Consider the following 16,938-nt stretch of genomic DNA (forward strand, 5'->3'; position numbering starts at 1 on the left):
TTTGTAAAGTTTAGTTGTCCGACTCGATCAGACCGTAGGTCCCGTCCGTACGGCGGTAGACTACGTTCACTTCCTTCGTGGCGGAATTCGCAAAGACGTAAAACGTATGTCCGACGAGGTTCATTTGCAGGATCGCTTCTTCGACGTCCATCGGCTTGAACTTAAACCGCTTCGTGCGTACGAGCTCGAAATCCTCTTCCTCGTCCGTCAGCAGCGCCGCTGCCGTATGTCCGGCCGATTCGGCCTCCTCCCTGAACATCACCTTGGAGGAGTTCAGGTGCTTCAGCTTGCGGTTCATCTTCGTCTTGTGCTTGCGAATTTGGCGTTCCAGTTTGTCCACGACGAGATCGATCGACGCGTACATGTCGCCGCTCTTCTCTTCCGCCCTTAGCAGCAAGTTTGGCAAAGGGATCGTGACCTCGACGGCATGCCGCCCCTTGGTGACGCTAAGGGTGACATGGACGTCGGTTTGGGGAGGCGCTTCAAAATACCGTTCCAGCCGACTGAGCTTCTTCTCGACATAATCCCGAAGAGCGTTCGTCACTTCCATGCGCTGACCACGAACATTGTATTTCATATGCTGAAACCTCCTTTGCTGACTCCATTTTACCACAGTCCGAGGAGGCGTTTCAAAACATTCCGATAATAAATGAGAATTTTCTGTTAACTTGTCTGGTGAGGCGTGAGCGGTCTCACGCATCTTGGTCTACGACGCATTCATCGGGCGAAAAGGACGCGATCAATGCGGTCGACCATTTCCGGATACAACGTGCAATCTACTTTGCGAGCAAACAGTAGTCCGGAACTCATCATGTTCTCTTCATGGGAAGGATCCAGAACCGCCGCGTTTAAAATAAACTGTCCCGTATGAGTCATAACGATATATCTCAAGTTGTGCTTAAAATGAGGGAATCTATCACCACTGTTCATCATGACCGTCTGGAAGTAGGATTCGTCCGACATCAAGCAGTGCTTGTAATAGTCGGCTATCCTTTTGGGCTGTTCATGGGTAACTAAATACTCACAAAAGCTTCGAGTCAGGATAAACCATCCGGACCCAAAATGGGATTGCATACCCGGGAAGCTTTCTGCAAACATTGGTTTTTCTTCGCCCCGTATCAAGTTCCCCTCTTCATCTAAATCGTATCGAAACCTCTCCGCAGCATAACGGTGCCCTTCAGGTTCATCAACGACATGGATGTAATTGCTGGGATGGACCCGCAGATACTCCTTGATGTATGCCTGAGACTTCAACGGATAATCCAATCCGGACATATTTACGAAATAGTCCCAGTCGCATTGGGATAATAATTCGATGATGGCTTCTAATTGAATATCTACTTGAGTCCATGCACCCCAAGCAATGTCGCGTGATGCCATAATCCTAATATTGCCAAAGTTTGCGAAGGCTTGTTCCACCATTTGTTTGTAGGACTCGCCAGCTTTGACATCGATGTGCAGCAAATAGACGTTCCAGGGGTCGTAGATCGCATTGATCGTTTTGAAAAGCTGCTTGATATTCTGATGCGCCATTATAAAATATGCTATCTTAATTGGATTGCCTCCTTAAACATCAATCGAACTTTTGCGCGGGAATAAAAAAGCCTCGGATCTCTCCGAGGCGGGTGGCCGGCAAATCGTTATTTGGTAACCAGTTTCTCTATTCGTAGGTGCACCCTAAAGGATGCGTATGATTACACTTTAACGACGTTTGCTGCTTGCGGGCCTCTTGCGCCTTGCACAATGTCAAATTCAACGGCTTGGCCTTCTTCAAGCGCCTTGTAACCGTCCATTTGGATTGCGGAGAAGTGAACGAACACGTCGCCGCCTTGTTCAGCTTCGATGAAGCCGTAACCTTTTTCTGCATTGAACCATTTCACTTTACCTTGCATGTGCTACAACATTCCCTTCCATGTTCAATTGACATAGGCGATTTGGCCTGGCCCACACCCCGAATATAACATCATGGAAAGATTTGTGTCAATGGGTTTTTTGAAAGCGGTGTCAATCGCTTGATTTATCACCTTGAGACGCCGCTCTTGCATTTTTAAGGCATGTCGGCTAAATCAGGACTCAAACACAAATATGGGACGTTTGTAAAACTCACTATTCCCCATCATATTAAGTTTGTGGACATGTTTTTCCAAACCTTCTATTACCGATGCATCCCTGGCATTTTGAATAATACCTCTTAATAGATCATCGTGAATATCCTCATAGAGCCCTTTTTTGTTGCTATAAGAGTAAAAAGCAATTGTTTTTATCTGCCATCCGGCGTTCATAAATAACTCCGACACATATAAAGTCATCTCGCTTACATGGTTTACATCGACGATCGGGTTGGACTTGTCTCCCCCCCAGTTATAACCAATTTGAAACAAAAGTTGCTTCGTTTTTTTCCTAAGTTGATTTAGATATTGAAATGCATATTCTTTGAAATCCGCTTTAGTTCTTACAAGTTCCTTATCAAAATCCACGCCAGCATGATGGAGTACGTTAAATAAAATCATCCGATCAGATACGCTAATCTGATTAATCTCTTTCAGCCCTATACTCTGTCCTCTAATCTCAACATTCGATAATTGAAAGTGATCAGCGATCTCAGAAATAAAAGCTGCATGATTTATATTAGGTTCGTATGCAATAAATTTAGCGTTTTTGTTTTCATTCGCTAAGCTTAACGTAAAAAAACCTGTATTAGCTCCGATATCGGCAATGATTTCTCCGTCATCGATATTGATTGTTCGTTTAACATATTCATATCTTGCTGTATCCCCTCGCCAACTTTCATCGATTTCTTCGGAATAGTTCGCTGCTTCCCTAACGAACTTTGGGATATTCTGGTATCGTGAATGTTTCGATTCATCATTATATAGTTTTTTAAGCATTGAATTTAGTTCCATTGTATACTCCTGTCCTGTTCATATCTCTTTCTGGGGGATTGCAATACTTAATGTATCCTTTCTTAGATATACCTCGTTGTTGATGAACTCGTTCATACTAAATAAAAACTGTTCAGGTGTAGTCCCGTGAAAATCTATGCTTTGATGGGCAAGGGCATCCAAAAAGCCTCCTAACCAAAAATAACGAGCTGACATGTTATTCTCATCTTGTTCTAATTGCAGATCGAATCCTAAATCCAAAAGCATAGCTTCGAACAATCCCGCCTTGCAGTCAACAAGTAGTTGTGAGGGCCCCCACAATCTAGGATTAGCTTCGATCATGTAATACTTATTCTGAAACCACCTTACTTCAATCATAATTAATCCAAAAAAGCCCTCCTGCTTTAGCAACTTTTCAAAGAGGTGCGAAATTTCCATATTGTGAAGACTTGACGGAATTGCAGCCACAATGGATTTCCCGCCGCCTTGTTGAACCAAATTTTGTTGTGAGAATGAACGAATATATCCGCCTCGAGAGATGTAATACATCAAATAATAAGAGTCACCTGGCACGAAGCTTTGAATGTAGAAATCGTCTCGGCTATTCACCTCTTGAAAGAATTTTTCTAGCTCACCAAAATTGTTAATGAATCGTGGAGAGTACGTCTTCCCCTCGCTGCCCAGGTATTTTTTGGGTTTGATAATAACAGGGAAATGCATATTAGGATTTGCCGTTTTCTCGCTCGGAACGTCAACCCCATATTTCTCACATAGAGAACCAAACGAATACTTATCAGATATTCTAGTGTATAAATCCTCGTCAACTAGAGGAATGATGCAATTTATATCTTCGAATTGCTTTCTATGAATCAGGAGATGTCTATTCAAAGCCTCCGAGCTCGGCAGGATGTAATGAAGCTTATATTCGCTCTTTTCTTTGACTTTGTTGATTTGATCTACCAAATCTTCTTGGACTAAACTCTCCTTAGAACGAATAGCAACGACTTGCTCCCTGTAACTCGTTTGAAAGATCTGGTCCTGCTCGGATAAGGCGACGATGAAAAAGGGAATCCTCCATGTCGTGAGCATTCTACAAAAAGCGATTACCGCTCTCTGATTGAATCCGGAAAAAACAATAAAAGCCGCATGTTGAGAGTTATTCAAACAAAATCCTCCTTCTGCGGTCTATGAAGTTCTTTGTCGAACTATATTTATAATACGCTCTTGATTCACATCATCAAGTTCACTAAATAAAGGCAAGCAGAGAATCCGTTTTGATATGTCAGATGATATTGGCGCTTCCTGAGGTGCCAAATAATTCAGACTTTCTAAAGAGGGATGAAAATACCTTCTGGGGAATATGTCAACATACTTCAGATCCTCAATGATGTCCAACAAAATAGATTCTGTCTCGAATACGACAGGAAAATAACTATGGTTGTCTGATCCATCTGGATTCCGTGCGGGGAATCTTATGGACCGAATGTCTTGTAAAGCTTGTAAGTATCTGTTATGCCTCGTTTTCCTTTCCTGATTCAAGTATTCTATATCATCAAGTAGGCACAAGCCCATTGCTGCTTGAAACTCGTTCATTTTGGCATTAATGCCGAGCCCTACAATTTTGGAAGGACCTTGTATGCCAAAATTAATCATCCACTTCGCTTTTTCGAAAAGCTCATCATCGTTAATGATGAGAGCCCCTCCTTCAATTGTGTGAAATGTTTTCGTGGCGTGAAAGCTTAGAATAGAAACATCCCCATAATTAAGAACGCTGCCGTCCTTATACTTCACATCAAAGGCATGTGCCGCATCGTAAATTACGCTTATCTTATGCTTTTTAGCGATGTCCCCAATCGCTTCCACATTACATGGGTTACCGAACACATGTACGGGAACAATAGAACTTGTTGCCTCCGTTATCCTCACTTCTATTTTTTGAGGATCCATATTAAAACTATTCATGTCGATATCGACAAAAATTGGATTTAACCCTTCCCATACCAAGCTACTTGTAGTGGCAACGAAGGAGAACGGAGTTGTAATGACATCCCCTTTGAGCCCTAGTAATTTGTAAGCCACTTGTAGCGCTAATGTACCATTAGAAACGAGCAATAAATTTTTGACTCCCAAATAGCGAGCTAATCGATTCGTTAATTCTCTCGTAAATTCCCCATTGTTGGTTATCCAGCCAGAGTCAAATATTTGATCGATATAGTTTTTATACTTTTCGCGATTAGGTAAATAGGTCTTTGTAACATTTATCATCTCTTAATCATCCTTATTTTCAACAAGTTCGGCCGTTATCTCGTTGATGACGTTTTGTAGTGCCATACGAGCCTGCTTGTCCTCCAACAACTCTAGACGATTTAAACTCAGGACCTCGCCCATTATATCAATACTCATTTTGAGATGTCTGTACAAAGCTTGCTTGTAATGAGTATTCACTTTCAAGTAACCAACTGAACGCGCAGCTTGAAGCATGGAGTACCACTGATAAATATTCCACATGCGCAAATGGATTTTCTGCTGATTCTGATTAGAATGAATACGGTAAAAGCTTAAAGGCTCTGCGATATAGACCATCTTCCCCTTGGATAACAGATGCATCCAGGTTGCAAAATCATTGATGAATCTAAAAGAATTACCATTAAACATTCCGTACTTTACAATGTCTTGTCTCCTAAACATCACATTTGACGGCTCTCCAATTTTATTGGACAAGTGATGCAGGCAATACTCACCTATAACATGCCCCTCTACTGTAGTAGTGTTTGCGAATAGCTTTTGATTGATTTCATTCTCAGGTATAATATTTCCATTTTCGTCGATTATCTCACGATAAGATGTTACCAGGGTGATATTGTTATCTGTAAGCAAGTATTCGAGCATGACCTCGGTTTTTTTCGGCATGAATAGATCGTCATCCATTAAAAATTGAATATATTCGCCGGAAGCGTTATCCAAACACTGCTGAAGATTTAAATTAGCTAGTGGTTTGGGGTTGCGAATATACCTGATGTAATCATATTTTTGAACAAAGGACTGAATAACTTCTTCCACTTCATCATTTGTACTGTCGTCACTAATTATGATCTCTATTTTAGGATAGGTTTGTTCCAATGCACTCTCTAAGGCTAGTCTAATAAAATCGGGACGATTATACGCCGGAATTAATATACTAACTAGGGGTAACCGATCGGATATCTCTTTCATTCTAGTAAGAATCTTTTCTTGAAATGAAAGAGCTATTTTAAAAGCTTCGCCTGACTTTTCGACATCCTTTAACTTTGCGAATATTTTACGATTGTATTCCCGGCAGTTGCGTAAGGTCCGATAATAAACTACGTCTTTCTTATAGAACCCCTTATTAGGGGCATTAAGCACTAAATGCGAAAAATCCGCTACACCGTTCAGTAGCTGCTCACTTCCATTTTGTTGTTGACCGTCGTGCACTCTGAAGTAGCTAAGCGGATCGGAAAAATAGATTAAATCCCCCTCTGCAAGCAATGTAAACCACGAGGCCAAATCAACATTACAAATATAGTCCCTTTTATAAAAGGTACCAAAAGATTCTGTTAATGCTGATTTTTTAAACAAGACCGTTGTAGGTTCCCCAATCGTATTGGCTATCGATTCTAAAACGTACTCGCCCGCTTCAAAACCGTTAACTATCACATCGTTATCAAATAATGATGAAGAGGACCTTATATCACCCATGTTCCTACCTTGACTATCAATGATCTGCCGTTTAGAAGTAGCTATAACTGCATTCGGAAACTCCAACATAGCCTTCATCATTTTACTTATTTTCTCTGGATGAAATAGGTCGTCGTCCATCAAGAAATTAATATATTCTCCATGAGATAATTCCAATAACTTTAAATCGTTCTGAAATTGCCCCAGGTTGTTCTCGTTGCGGTAATAACGAATATGTTGATGTGTAGCTAAATAAATCTGAATAAGCCTTTCGGTCTCATCATTCGTGCTATCATCCCCAACGATGATTTCGATGTTTGGATAGGATTGACTAAGAGCGCTTTGAAGCGCCGCTTCAAATAGCTCCGGCCGATTAAAGGTAGGGATGAGCACACTGACTTTCGGGAATAGAATGGGGCCATAAATCTGAAGGAACTTATGTCGATACTTCTCGAACCCATTGTTCACGTTGACGATCCCGCAGTCATGAATAGCCCATGCTTTCTGCTGATTGGGAACGCCGACGTCATAACCGTGATTCTTAAATTCCATAGATTGTGAAAGATCGTACATATGCCATCCGTCAAAATGTTCCTCCTGCCAAGGAAGATCAAACTGCGTGACAAGAAGAAGACCGTCTAAAGATTCAACGCTTTGATAGGAATGATTAACATCTTGAAATGCTAAAAGGTTCATTCGACCTGTGTGGTTTTCATAAACTTTCCCCCAGATGGATGAGGCTTGCCACCATATCGCATTCATAGGAAGTTTCTCGGCACCTACCAATCCAATCATGCCTAAGTTGGGGTTTTCTTGGAATAGCGACATTACATCCTGAATCATATTACGATTGATAATAAAGACGTCCTGGTGAAGATACACTTTATATTTGGCGTCCGATTGTTGCATGGCATGGTTATAGCCTGCAGCTAGACTCGTTGCGCCTGCTATCGATATCGTCTCAACCTCAATGCCTGCGGGCACATGCAAGGTTTGAATGTACCGAAGCGACTCTTCATATAGATCTTGGTCATTGTAGCAAGTGATGAAGCAGACTTTGTTGGGATTCAAGCTCCTCATATTCAAGCTCCTCTGAGATGATCCTTAAGTTGTTGTAGGGAAGGATAATCGTTGTTCACGCGATCTAGATAAGCCAATGCCAGTTCCCGCTCTCCTAAAACACCTAAGACTTCTGCAAGGTGGTAATTAGCGCTGTCATGGTGCGGCTCTAAAGTCAACGCAGCTTCAAAGAGTGCCAATACGGTATCGAATGCGCCGGCATTAAAAGCGGAGATCGCTACCTGCGTGAGCACTTCCGCTTTTTCAATTAAAGCGATTTGAGCGAATTGCTGCAGTTGATCAGGCGTAACTTTCCCCATTTGAATACAAGCGACTAATTGTTCAAGACTCTCTTCTCGATCGATATCTTGTTCAATTCTTCTAAGCAGAAATACAATCTGTTTCTCGTCCAGTTTACCTTGGTTTTTTTCTAACAGAATCTTTTGAATCCAAGTGTTGATTTGTTCGGATTTATTGGGAAGCAACTCGAACCATTCAAGTGCCAAGTCCACTTGGTCAAGCTTGTAGGCAACCAATCCAAAATTAAAAATAGTCGATTCGTCATTCGGATTCCATTCAAAAGCTTGCTGAAGGTACTTCTGCGATAGCTTTAGCTCCTGACGTTCCAGCAATTGAACAGCAAGATAGTTTATGAGTTCTACTCTCTGCTCTCCTCCGGCATGGTCGATTACGGCTGCAACTTCGTCTACATCGTAAGCGACCAAAGCAGTAATGTTTGCTTCCATGTCTTCCTGCATGAGAATCCCGTTAACCACTTCTTTGATTCGATCTCGCTTGCTTTCGGGTTCTATATTCTCTTTTGCCGCTGAAGCCAAGAATAGAAACTCCGATAGCTCGTAAGCCAGCGTTTCATCGAGACCTGCAACCAGGGCAAGCTGCTGTATTTGCAATTGATCTTTCTCTGACAAGGGCTGGCGAACACCTGAAATTTGAACTTGATCGAAAGCCGCGCTTTGAAACAGTTCTTGCGCTTCTTGGAGGGTAAAGCCGTTTAGTTGACGCGGTCCGACTTCACCGCGAAGCAAGACGCGGAGACGATGAATATGCAACACGTTGGGTACATAAGCCAGCAATGTGCCTCCCGGCTTCAGCAGGGCACGAAGACGGGCGAGAGCTGCGACAGATGATGGCCACTCGGCCATCGACTCCGACACGAGTATATAATCGAACGCACCTTCCGGCAGTTCCCAAATGATATTTTCTGCCGCACCGACGAAAATGCTGGCCCCCGAACGTTCAGCAATGTCTGCCGCTCTAGCGCTTCTCTCGGTACCGAAGAGCTCCGCATGCGGGAATCCATTTCGAACTTCAAGAAGATTACCTCCACAGCCGGAGCCGATTTCCAGAAACCGTATAGACGTATTAGGGTCACCTTTGTTAAGAAGCGATCGCAAATCATGGCGGAACGAAGCCTCCCGATCCGGATCGTAACCCCACTTATCCGTAAATTTTTGACGATTGCCTTGCATGAGCTGCAAGTAAGCCGGTGGTGCTTCACGGAAAGATACGCTGCCATAATGGTGAATGAACGTATCCTTGCACAGCAACAGCTTGTACCCAGCCAACCGAATGCGCAAAGAGTAATCATCGTCTTCGTAATTGCCCGGCGTAAAGCGTTCATCCAAAAATCCGATTTGGTCTACGACGGACTTCTTGATGAGCATGCAATATCCAATGAGTTTCAGTCGTTCCTCCCAGAGGTTGGGATCCGCATGATTGTGATTGGCCGCAAAAGTTTGCATATCGGCCATAGAAGCATAGTCGACAGGTATCGTCTGTGCATAGGAACAATTATTCGTCACACTGCCAACTGCTCCGATATCCTCGCTGCTATAGAGGCAGGCGGTTAATTGAGACAGCCATCTCTCCGTGACGACGGTATCGTTGTTCAGCAGCAAGATGTTATCTCCGCTAGAGATCTCAATCCCTTGATTGCATGCCCTCGGAAAACCTTCGTTAGCTGCATTACATATGCTTTTTATGTCTGCTTGCTCGCGCAACCAATCCACAGTTCCGTCCGTCGAGCAATTGTCCACGACAATGATCTCGTAAGTTCCCGTTTCCGTATAGGTACGTATGCTTTCTATGCATTGCTGCGTGTAGTCCAATTTATTAAAAGTAGCAATAACGATGCTCGTCAGCACGGGATCTCCTCCATATTCGGGCCCTGTTCATTCTGTTATACTGTATATAACATGTATCGACAAAATTCGAAGAGAACTGAAGCACGATCTCTTGGAAATCACATCCACCGCGAGGTTTGTATGACACCTTTTATCAGCCTTTGCATGATCGTTAAAAATGAAGCCGCTACGTTGGCCCGATGCTTAATGAGCGTATCCGGATTTGTCGACGAGATCGTCATCTTGGACACCGGTTCCAATGACGAGACAAAGGAGATTGCGGCATCGTTTACGCCTCATGTATTCGATTTTACATGGGTTCAGGACTTTGCGGCGGCACGCAATGCCTCTACCGCCAAAGCAACGGGGCAATGGATCCTTGTACTAGATGCCGATGAATATCTGGAATCGACGGATCAAGCCGAAGCGCTGCGCTCTTACTTGCATAGCCTCGACTCCTCTAAGCCGACAGGCATCGTCTTGCCCATCTTTAACTTCGTAGGTCATGCTAGTTCAGGGAAAATCTCACAGTCTCAAGCGATTCGGCTGTTCAATCGTCATTCGAACCTCCGCTTCGAGCGTCCGATTCATGAACAGCTCGCATCCAGCTCCGGTCCCCTCGTTCAATTGGAATACGACTTACCTATCTACCACGCCGGCTATACATCCGAGATGATCGAGAGCAAGCAAAAGTCGGAACGCAACGAAGCGATCTTTCGGGAATTGCGTGCGCAAGGCAAATTTACTCCTTACGACTCGTTCACGCTAGGCAACGAGTATTTGATGCAGGATCGATATGAAGAGGCTTTATCCTGCTATCTAGCGGCGGATCAACCATCGGAACGGGACAAGACGTGGCTCCCGCAATGCTACGCCAATATCATTGCCTGTCACTTGAAGCAGCATGCCTATACGGATGCCTACAGCCGCATCGAGCACGCGATTAAAAGTTGGGAACATGCTTGCGATTTTTATTGGTTCAAAGGCCACCTCCTCTCGTTGCTTGGACTGGATGAAGAAGCGATTAGCGCTTTACGTACCTGCCTCCAAAAAGCAGATTCGGCATCCCGCCAACCGACTTGGCTCATTAGCCCCAACTATGGCAGTACGCTGCCTCTGCAGCAGTTGGCCTCTCTCTATCTGCGCCGCTTCGCCAACGGTGAAGCCGTAAACGTATTGACCAAGCTATGCTATGTCAATCCCAACCTGCAATCTGCATTGATCGAGCTGCTGAAGCTTACCGCACCCTCAGAGCCGGAGGATCGCTTAGCGCCTTTTATAGAGAAGCTCTATCCACATCCCGAAGGACATCAAACGTCGATGCTCTTAGATGCATGTGCACAGCTCGGACTTCGGGGACTGGCAGCCAAGTATTGGGATGCCGGCGCACTAAAGTCCCCATCGACGCCACGTATCGCTAGACTTAGATACGCGCTCCTTCAAGCCGATTGGTCCTTGTTTAACCAGAGCTTGTCAACCGTGACTGAGACAGAAGCTTTGAAGGAAGCGGAAAATGCGATTCTCTACGCCGCCAGCTTCGTATGGCCGGAACAATCCGATTTGCTCCGAGGATATCTGACTCCGGATTCGATAGGGAATCCAAAGCTGCTGGCGGATGCTTGTATGATTCTTTATCGACTCCAGCGGTTTGAGGATTACGATCAATTGATTCAATCTCACCCTGAACAGACGACGGCGCTGGCCAATCTGCTTGGCGACGCCTTGTTCGAGGATCGGCAATTCGAGCTCGCGTTCGATTACTATTCGGCAGCCCTGGATCAGAACACTTTATCCGCCAAGGGCCTGGAGCATATCGGGCGGTTGTATATCCATCAGGGAGATATCGAAAATGCGATCCCCTTCTTGGAGAATGCAATCCTCCTGGCGCCGGATCGAATTCCGCTGTACATGCTAGCGCTAATACATAACCGTTCCTCGGATGCTCAGCTAGCCGTGAGAGATCAATTGCTTCAGCATTTCCCGGGACTGAGGGGATTTACGCTGCTTCCTTTGTAAACGTTCATTCGTGTTATGCCGATAATGTCCATATGGCACCTAGAGACGGATTCGGGGTTCGGGAGGATATCATGAGCAAACTGTTATCGTTATGCATGATCTGCAAGAATGAGGAAAAGGTTCTGACTCGCTGCTTGGAGAGCGTACAGGGGATCGCGGATGAGATTATCGTGGTGGATACGGGGTCGACCGACAAAACCAAAGAGATCGCCCGTCGCTACACCGAGCATGTCTATGACTTCGTATGGGTGAATGACTTCGCGATGGCGAAAAACGAGGCCATCCGAAGAGCGACCTCCAAGTGGATCTTGGTTCTGGATGCGGACGAATATTTGGACCGAGATGGGAAGGATGCATTTCTGGCGTATCTCTCGAATCAAGATCATCGCCAACCGGTGGGATACGTTTTGCCGATCTACAACTTCATCGATCCCGTACAATCCGGCAAATTCATGGAATCCTCAGCCGTTCGGCTGTTTCCGAACCATCCGGACATCTATTTCGACCGGCCGATTCACGAACAGGTTGAACTGCGTGGCGGGGAATTACCGAGCGCTTCCTATCCGCTGGTTATCTTCCATACCGGCTATCTAACGGAGACAAAGAAGGAGAAGCAGAAGTCCGCCCGTAATTTGAGCATTTTCAAGGACCTCAAGTCTTCTCAGAGCTTTACGGAATACGATTACTTCACCTTGGCCAACGAATATTCCGTTATCAGGGACTATAAGAAGGCTTTGTATTACTATGAGCGAGCGCTCACCAAGAAAACAGAAAAAATGTCCATCTTTCCGTTCGTGCGGTATCAGATCGTACTCGTGCTAATCGAGCTCAAAAGGTATAAAGACGCTCTGGTCTATATCGAAGATAATTTGCGCCGCTGGCCGAACTACCCGGATTACTATACGATCAAAGGGTCCGTATTCGAAGCATTAGGCCTGTATGAGGAGGCTATAGCACTCTATCAAGAGGCGCTGGAGAAAGCCGATTCGCACGGGAAGAACGGCCGATTCTGGGTCATGTCGCCGAGCTTGGGCAGTCACCTCCCGATTACGAACCTAGTGAAGCTCTATCAAGATGCGCAGAATATCCCACAAACCGTCTACCATTTGACCCAATTGGTCCAGATGAATACGAACGATCATTTATCGCTATTCCGCCTCTTGAACATCCTCGTTCAATCGGAATCGCCAGAGGGCATCCTTGCGTTTCTGAAGAAGATATTCGACTTCGAGCAAGAGAGCCATCTCATCAAGTTGCTTCATGAATCTCTATTGCTGGGGCATAGGGAACTTAGCACTTATTTCTACGAATCTTGTTTGGACAAAAACGTCGCCATTCGTACGCATCAAGAGCTGCACTACGCGCTAATTTGTGGTGAGCGTGGTCGTTTCGATTCGAATGTATCCGCCATTCCAGAAAGTCCGAACAAAGGTCAGATTAACAAGTTGCTCTTCTTGGCCGCCATTGTATGGCAGGATACTCGATATGGGGAGTATCTAGACGAGTCGGAGGATGCAGGTGACCCCTCTCTGCAGTTGCTCCGAGATATGATTCAAACCTTGGATGAGGTCCCTTCGGACGAAAAAGAGCTGGCCTTTGATGTGAACTACATCGTGACGCTGCTCATCGATTTGTTCAAGATGGGATACTACGAAGCTTATGATCGTCTCATTCAACAATACCCAACGTACAATGCTATACTCGCCAACCTGCTGGGCGATTATTTTTACAACCAGACGCAGTATCAGCTCAGCGTCGATTACTACTCCTTGCTGCTGAGCAACGAAGAGCTTGCCGGCCCCGGCTATTACCATTTGTCGCAGCTCTATCTACATCAGAATGAAGTCACGGATGGACTTGCGCTCTTGCGCAAAGCAATTGAGCTGGTTCCCTCACAGTCGCCTTGGTATATTCGTTACTTGAAATCCAGTACGGACAGCTCGGAGAGAAATCATATAATTGAACGCTATCGTAACGAGTTCCCGTCCTACTACCAAATTCCAATCATTCAGCAAATGATAAAGGGTCAGGCTTAGCCTGACCCTTATCTTATTTCTTATCGTCAATAAAGTAGCCCTCAGAACTGTTGTACGCTTGATTGTACGCATTCTTCATTCTTTGGCCTTCCTGGAGCTTGGCGAATTGCGCGGAGATCTCGCCTTTAAACGCTTCAAGCTTCGCTCCTGCTTCTAACCCTGACTGATAGGCGGCTTGAAGCAGCGTTTCAATCTGAGGGTGCGAGGCGGCATCCTTCAGCCCCAGCTCGTCCAACCGCCCTTTCCACTCTTCCTGCAGCAGCTGAAGAGCCTCAAGCTGTTCGACTTGCTCCTCGTCTTCCAAGTCCAATGCGCCAATCTGATCGAAAGACTGAATGAGAAGCAGAAGCGTCTCTTGAATCTCGGCAACAGGTGCCATCATGATTGCGCTCTCGCCGTGGCATGAAGCTCCTTCATCGCCTTGATCCACGTGTCCTTCAGGTCGGTCATCAACTCGATTGCTTCGGACAGCGCCTGAGCGTCCAGCTTGATGTTGGCCTCGAACAGCCTCTCCCGAATATAAGTGTACAAGCTTGATAAGTTGTGGGAGATCTCGTAATTCTTGTCCAACGTGAAGTCCAGCTCGTTAATGATAGCGATGGCCCGTTTGATATTATGGTTTTTCATCTCGATGTTTTTACTGTGAATCGCTTCTAGCGCTTGCTTCATGAATTTGATGCAACCGTTGAAAAGTAAGGCGGTTAACTCCCAGGGCGCGGCGGTGTTGATTTGCATTCTAAGATAAGTATCCTGCGCTTGTTGGTTCATGGAAGGAATTACCTCTTTTCATCGATATTCATGCCGACGAGCTCCTGCAGCTTCGCTACTAGATCCAGGAATTTCTCGTTGGGAATCTCTCTAACCAATTCGTTCGTATCTTTATTGATTACCTTAATAATAACGTCGCCCGTCTTCTCGTGCACGCTGTATTCGAACCGCCGGTCGATCCCCTCCAACGTCTTGTTGGCACGTTCCAGCGCGATACGAACAGCCTGGTCGGATACAGACAACTCGTATTTCTCCTTGTGCAACAGCTCTGAGGCACTGGGATAGGCTTCGATCGGAGGCACTGCTTGCGATGAGCCTCCTAAGTGTACCGTTTCAACCATAGGTGCTTTCATACTTGCCGAGATCGCTTTAACGTCCATTGAACACCGTCACCTCACCTATTCATCTACCTAGACATATTCTGGGCCAACCAAGTAAGCGTAGAATTGTTCTTTCCAATTGCGTTATCCATGGTGGTGAACATGTTGTAGTAGTAGGTCTCCTTCTTCGTCAGCTTGACGTTGAAGTCCGAAATTTTTCGATTCAGGTCGTTGATCTTAAACCCGATATCGTTGGTGACGATGTCTTCGACCGAGCCAATGCCCCCCGCTTTTTTAATCAGCTCGTTTACACTCTTAGTCGCCTGATCGTACATTTTTTGAGCAATACCATCAGGTTGGTTGGAGAAAAGAGCTGTCACTGCCGCAGGATCTTCAGAAAGCGCTTTGCGCAGTTGATCCTCATCCAGATCCAGCTTGCCTGAATCCTGCTGCGCACTGAGGTTGTAGGGCTTGGTTGAGATCCCTATCTTGTACAAAGCGTTGTAGCTAGGAGACATGGAACCGACGGACGTGCTCGCGAGGGAGCGGAATCCGTTAATAGCGGAGGTGAGAATGTTGTCATTATGCAGCAGTCCGCTCTTCGCTTTCTCTTCCCAGCTCTTGATGTCTTCCGCTTCCATCCCTTTTCTCTGATCGTCCGTCAGCGGAGCGTAGTCTCGGAACTTGTTCTCCTTGACGCGTTTGTTGAGCAGCTCGATAGTATCGTTATAGCTTGCAATAAATTTCTTGATCTTGTCTACGGCACTGTCGATGTCCTGGGAGATGCCTACCGTTACCGGCGAGGTCGTCGTTTGCTTCAGCGTGTAGGTAACGCCACTACTTGTGAAAGTGTTGCTGGAGCGGTAAGATTGAACGCCGTCAATCGTTACATCTGCATCTATTCCATTAATATCGATGACTGTACCGCCAGATACTGTACGATAGTCTGTATTATCAGGTGCCTTTCCCGTAGGCTGCAACATGTTCAAGACCGAGACGAAGTTTCCTTTTGAACCGTTTTCCAGTTTGATCTGGGCTGTGGTTCCTGTGCTTTTCGTTGTGAATACAATCTTGTCTGTAACATCATCATACGTCATATTTACGCCGGCTGGAGAATTGTTCACCTGATTCATAACACTTGCTAGAGAATCTGTTTTGGAGAATGTAATCGTCTGGCCATTGATAACAAAATCAGCCTTATCGTCAGCATCGAAGGTCAACCCTGTAGCGAACTTCGATGCAATCGAACCTAGTTGTGCCGTGACGTTGATCTTATTGGATTGCCCATCCGTAAAACCGAGCGCGGATAACCCCTCATTGTTAGCAATTGCTCCAACAATCACTTGCGGATTACTGCCGCTACTTCCGTTTGACTGTAAGTTCAATGCATTTCCAGTCAAGTTCACGGAGATTTTATTAGCTCCAAAGGCATTGTCGATTTGAGTTTGCAATTGTTCAGCCAACTTAGCTTGCGAGTAATCCCCTGCAGCTAATGTTATTTTTTTCGTCATGCCCCCCAATGTAACGAGAAGTTGATCGTTACTTCCGGAAGTAATTTTCGTAGATACGGGAGGTGTCGTGGTTGAATCCGGAGGCAAATCCGTCCCCATAAGAGAATTGGTAGAGATCGCATTTTTGCTGCTTACATTCGCTCCTTGCGCCAGCCTGCTAACGTTAATGCTATGACTGATCGCACTCGCATTCCCATCCGCAGTGATGGAGACGGCATTGGAATTCGAGGATGTTGTCGAATTCTTCTTCCAATCTCCGGACAGCCGCATCGTATCCAAGGTTGTTTTGAATGTTGCCAGCTTTGTATTGATTTCCCGATACAACGTTGAAGTCCAAGACAAGGTAGTCTTCTTCTGCTTCAACTTGTCTAGAGGCATCTTCTCTGCCCGCATGAGCTGCGTGACCAAACTATCGATGTCCAGCCCCGAGTTGATACCGCTTATTCGCGTAACCATTCCGCAACCTCCCCGAAGTGTTTCCTTACTTTATTTATCGTAATCTGGAG

Annotated in this window: 14 protein-coding genes; 2 read left to right on the top strand and 12 right to left on the bottom strand. The window is 45.4% G+C overall.

The genetic code is table 11. The features are described 5' to 3' along the window. Positions 1–10 precede the first annotated feature (10 nt). From hpf to LKX83_RS13400, 8 genes are all read right to left on the bottom strand, one after another. On the bottom strand, positions 11–577 hold the full coding sequence (gene hpf / locus LKX83_RS13365; protein WP_227882768.1) for a ribosome hibernation-promoting factor, HPF/YfiA family: 567 nt from the start codon (positions 575–577) through the stop codon (positions 11–13). A gap of 140 nt (positions 578–717) precedes the next feature. Continuing rightward, positions 718–1,554: a beta-1,6-N-acetylglucosaminyltransferase gene (locus tag LKX83_RS13370; protein WP_370639077.1), complete on the bottom strand. Its 837-nt coding sequence runs from the start codon at positions 1,552–1,554 to the stop codon at positions 718–720. 140 nt (positions 1,555–1,694) lie between these two features. After that, on the bottom strand, positions 1,695–1,892 hold the full coding sequence (locus LKX83_RS13375; protein ID WP_185142984.1) for a cold shock domain-containing protein: 198 nt from the start codon (positions 1,890–1,892) through the stop codon (positions 1,695–1,697). A 174-nt stretch (positions 1,893–2,066) separates the two neighbouring features. Further along, positions 2,067–2,903, bottom strand: coding sequence for a class I SAM-dependent methyltransferase (locus tag LKX83_RS13380; RefSeq protein ID WP_227882770.1), 837 nt, complete (start codon positions 2,901–2,903; stop codon positions 2,067–2,069). 18 nt (positions 2,904–2,921) lie between these two features. Continuing rightward, positions 2,922–4,046, bottom strand: coding sequence for an ATP-grasp domain-containing protein (locus tag LKX83_RS13385; protein ID WP_227882771.1), 1,125 nt, complete (start codon positions 4,044–4,046; stop codon positions 2,922–2,924). 21 nt (positions 4,047–4,067) lie between these two features. Then, complete coding sequence (locus tag LKX83_RS13390; RefSeq protein WP_227882772.1) at positions 4,068–5,147, bottom strand: DegT/DnrJ/EryC1/StrS family aminotransferase; 1,080 nt, start codon at positions 5,145–5,147, stop codon at positions 4,068–4,070. Between the two features lie 3 nt (positions 5,148–5,150). Then, a complete protein-coding gene (locus LKX83_RS13395) occupies positions 5,151–7,658 on the bottom strand; it encodes a glycosyltransferase (protein WP_227882773.1) in 2,508 nt (835 codons plus the stop codon). Between the two features lie 2 nt (positions 7,659–7,660). Continuing rightward, positions 7,661–9,802, bottom strand: coding sequence for a glycosyltransferase (locus LKX83_RS13400; protein ID WP_227882774.1), 2,142 nt, complete (start codon positions 9,800–9,802; stop codon positions 7,661–7,663). 120 nt (positions 9,803–9,922) lie between these two features. Here LKX83_RS13400 and LKX83_RS13405 point away from each other — a divergent pair, with 120 nt between their 5' ends. Both LKX83_RS13405 and LKX83_RS13410 read left to right on the top strand, forming a co-directional pair. Continuing rightward, complete coding sequence (locus LKX83_RS13405) at positions 9,923–11,797, top strand: TPR domain-containing glycosyltransferase (protein WP_227882775.1); 1,875 nt, start codon at positions 9,923–9,925, stop codon at positions 11,795–11,797. 71 nt (positions 11,798–11,868) lie between these two features. Continuing rightward, positions 11,869–13,833, top strand: coding sequence for a glycosyltransferase (locus LKX83_RS13410; RefSeq protein WP_227882776.1), 1,965 nt, complete (start codon positions 11,869–11,871; stop codon positions 13,831–13,833). A 13-nt stretch (positions 13,834–13,846) separates the two neighbouring features. Here LKX83_RS13410 and LKX83_RS13415 read toward each other — a convergent pair whose 3' ends face one another. Genes LKX83_RS13415 through fliD form a run of 4 tightly spaced genes read right to left on the bottom strand, consistent with a single transcriptional unit; the run spans position 13,847 to position 16,888 of the window. Continuing rightward, entirely contained in the window at positions 13,847–14,215 is a 369-nt protein-coding gene (locus LKX83_RS13415; protein ID WP_227882777.1) for a hypothetical protein, read from the bottom strand. Further along, positions 14,212–14,601, bottom strand: coding sequence for a flagellar export chaperone FliS (gene fliS / locus LKX83_RS13420; protein ID WP_227882778.1), 390 nt, complete (start codon positions 14,599–14,601; stop codon positions 14,212–14,214). The genes LKX83_RS13415 and fliS overlap by 4 nt, the downstream gene beginning before the upstream one ends. Before the next feature lie 8 nt (positions 14,602–14,609). Continuing rightward, entirely contained in the window at positions 14,610–14,981 is a 372-nt protein-coding gene (locus tag LKX83_RS13425) for a flagellar protein FlaG (RefSeq protein WP_227882779.1), read from the bottom strand. Positions 14,982–15,007: 26 nt separating this feature from the next. Beyond that, positions 15,008–16,888, bottom strand: coding sequence for a flagellar filament capping protein FliD (gene fliD, locus LKX83_RS13430; protein WP_227882780.1), 1,881 nt, complete (start codon positions 16,886–16,888; stop codon positions 15,008–15,010). Positions 16,889–16,938: the final 50 nt, after the last annotated feature.

This window comes from Cohnella baijiui (assembly GCF_020731285.1).
GTDB lineage: Bacteria > Bacillota > Bacilli > Paenibacillales > Paenibacillaceae > Cohnella.

What these genes read in the sequence shown, in the direction of transcription:
- LKX83_RS13390 (WP_227882772.1), bottom strand. Translation starts at nt 5,147, where the DNA reads ATGATAAATGTTACAAAGACCTATTTACCTAATCGCGAAAAGTATAAA.
- LKX83_RS13410 (WP_227882776.1), top strand. Translation starts at nt 11,869, where the DNA reads ATGAGCAAACTGTTATCGTTATGCATGATCTGCAAGAATGAGGAAAAG.
- LKX83_RS13375 (WP_185142984.1), bottom strand. Translation starts at nt 1,892, where the DNA reads ATGCAAGGTAAAGTGAAATGGTTCAATGCAGAAAAAGGTTACGGCTTC.
- LKX83_RS13425 (WP_227882779.1), bottom strand. Translation starts at nt 14,981, where the DNA reads ATGGACGTTAAAGCGATCTCGGCAAGTATGAAAGCACCTATGGTTGAA.
- LKX83_RS13415 (WP_227882777.1), bottom strand. Translation starts at nt 14,215, where the DNA reads ATGATGGCACCTGTTGCCGAGATTCAAGAGACGCTTCTGCTTCTCATT.
- fliD (WP_227882780.1), bottom strand. Translation starts at nt 16,888, where the DNA reads ATGGTTACGCGAATAAGCGGTATCAACTCGGGGCTGGACATCGATAGT.
- LKX83_RS13395 (WP_227882773.1), bottom strand. Translation starts at nt 7,658, where the DNA reads ATGAGGAGCTTGAATCCCAACAAAGTCTGCTTCATCACTTGCTACAAT.
- hpf (WP_227882768.1), bottom strand. Translation starts at nt 577, where the DNA reads ATGAAATACAATGTTCGTGGTCAGCGCATGGAAGTGACGAACGCTCTT.
- LKX83_RS13380 (WP_227882770.1), bottom strand. Translation starts at nt 2,903, where the DNA reads ATGGAACTAAATTCAATGCTTAAAAAACTATATAATGATGAATCGAAA.
- LKX83_RS13405 (WP_227882775.1), top strand. Translation starts at nt 9,923, where the DNA reads ATGACACCTTTTATCAGCCTTTGCATGATCGTTAAAAATGAAGCCGCT.
- fliS (WP_227882778.1), bottom strand. Translation starts at nt 14,601, where the DNA reads ATGAACCAACAAGCGCAGGATACTTATCTTAGAATGCAAATCAACACC.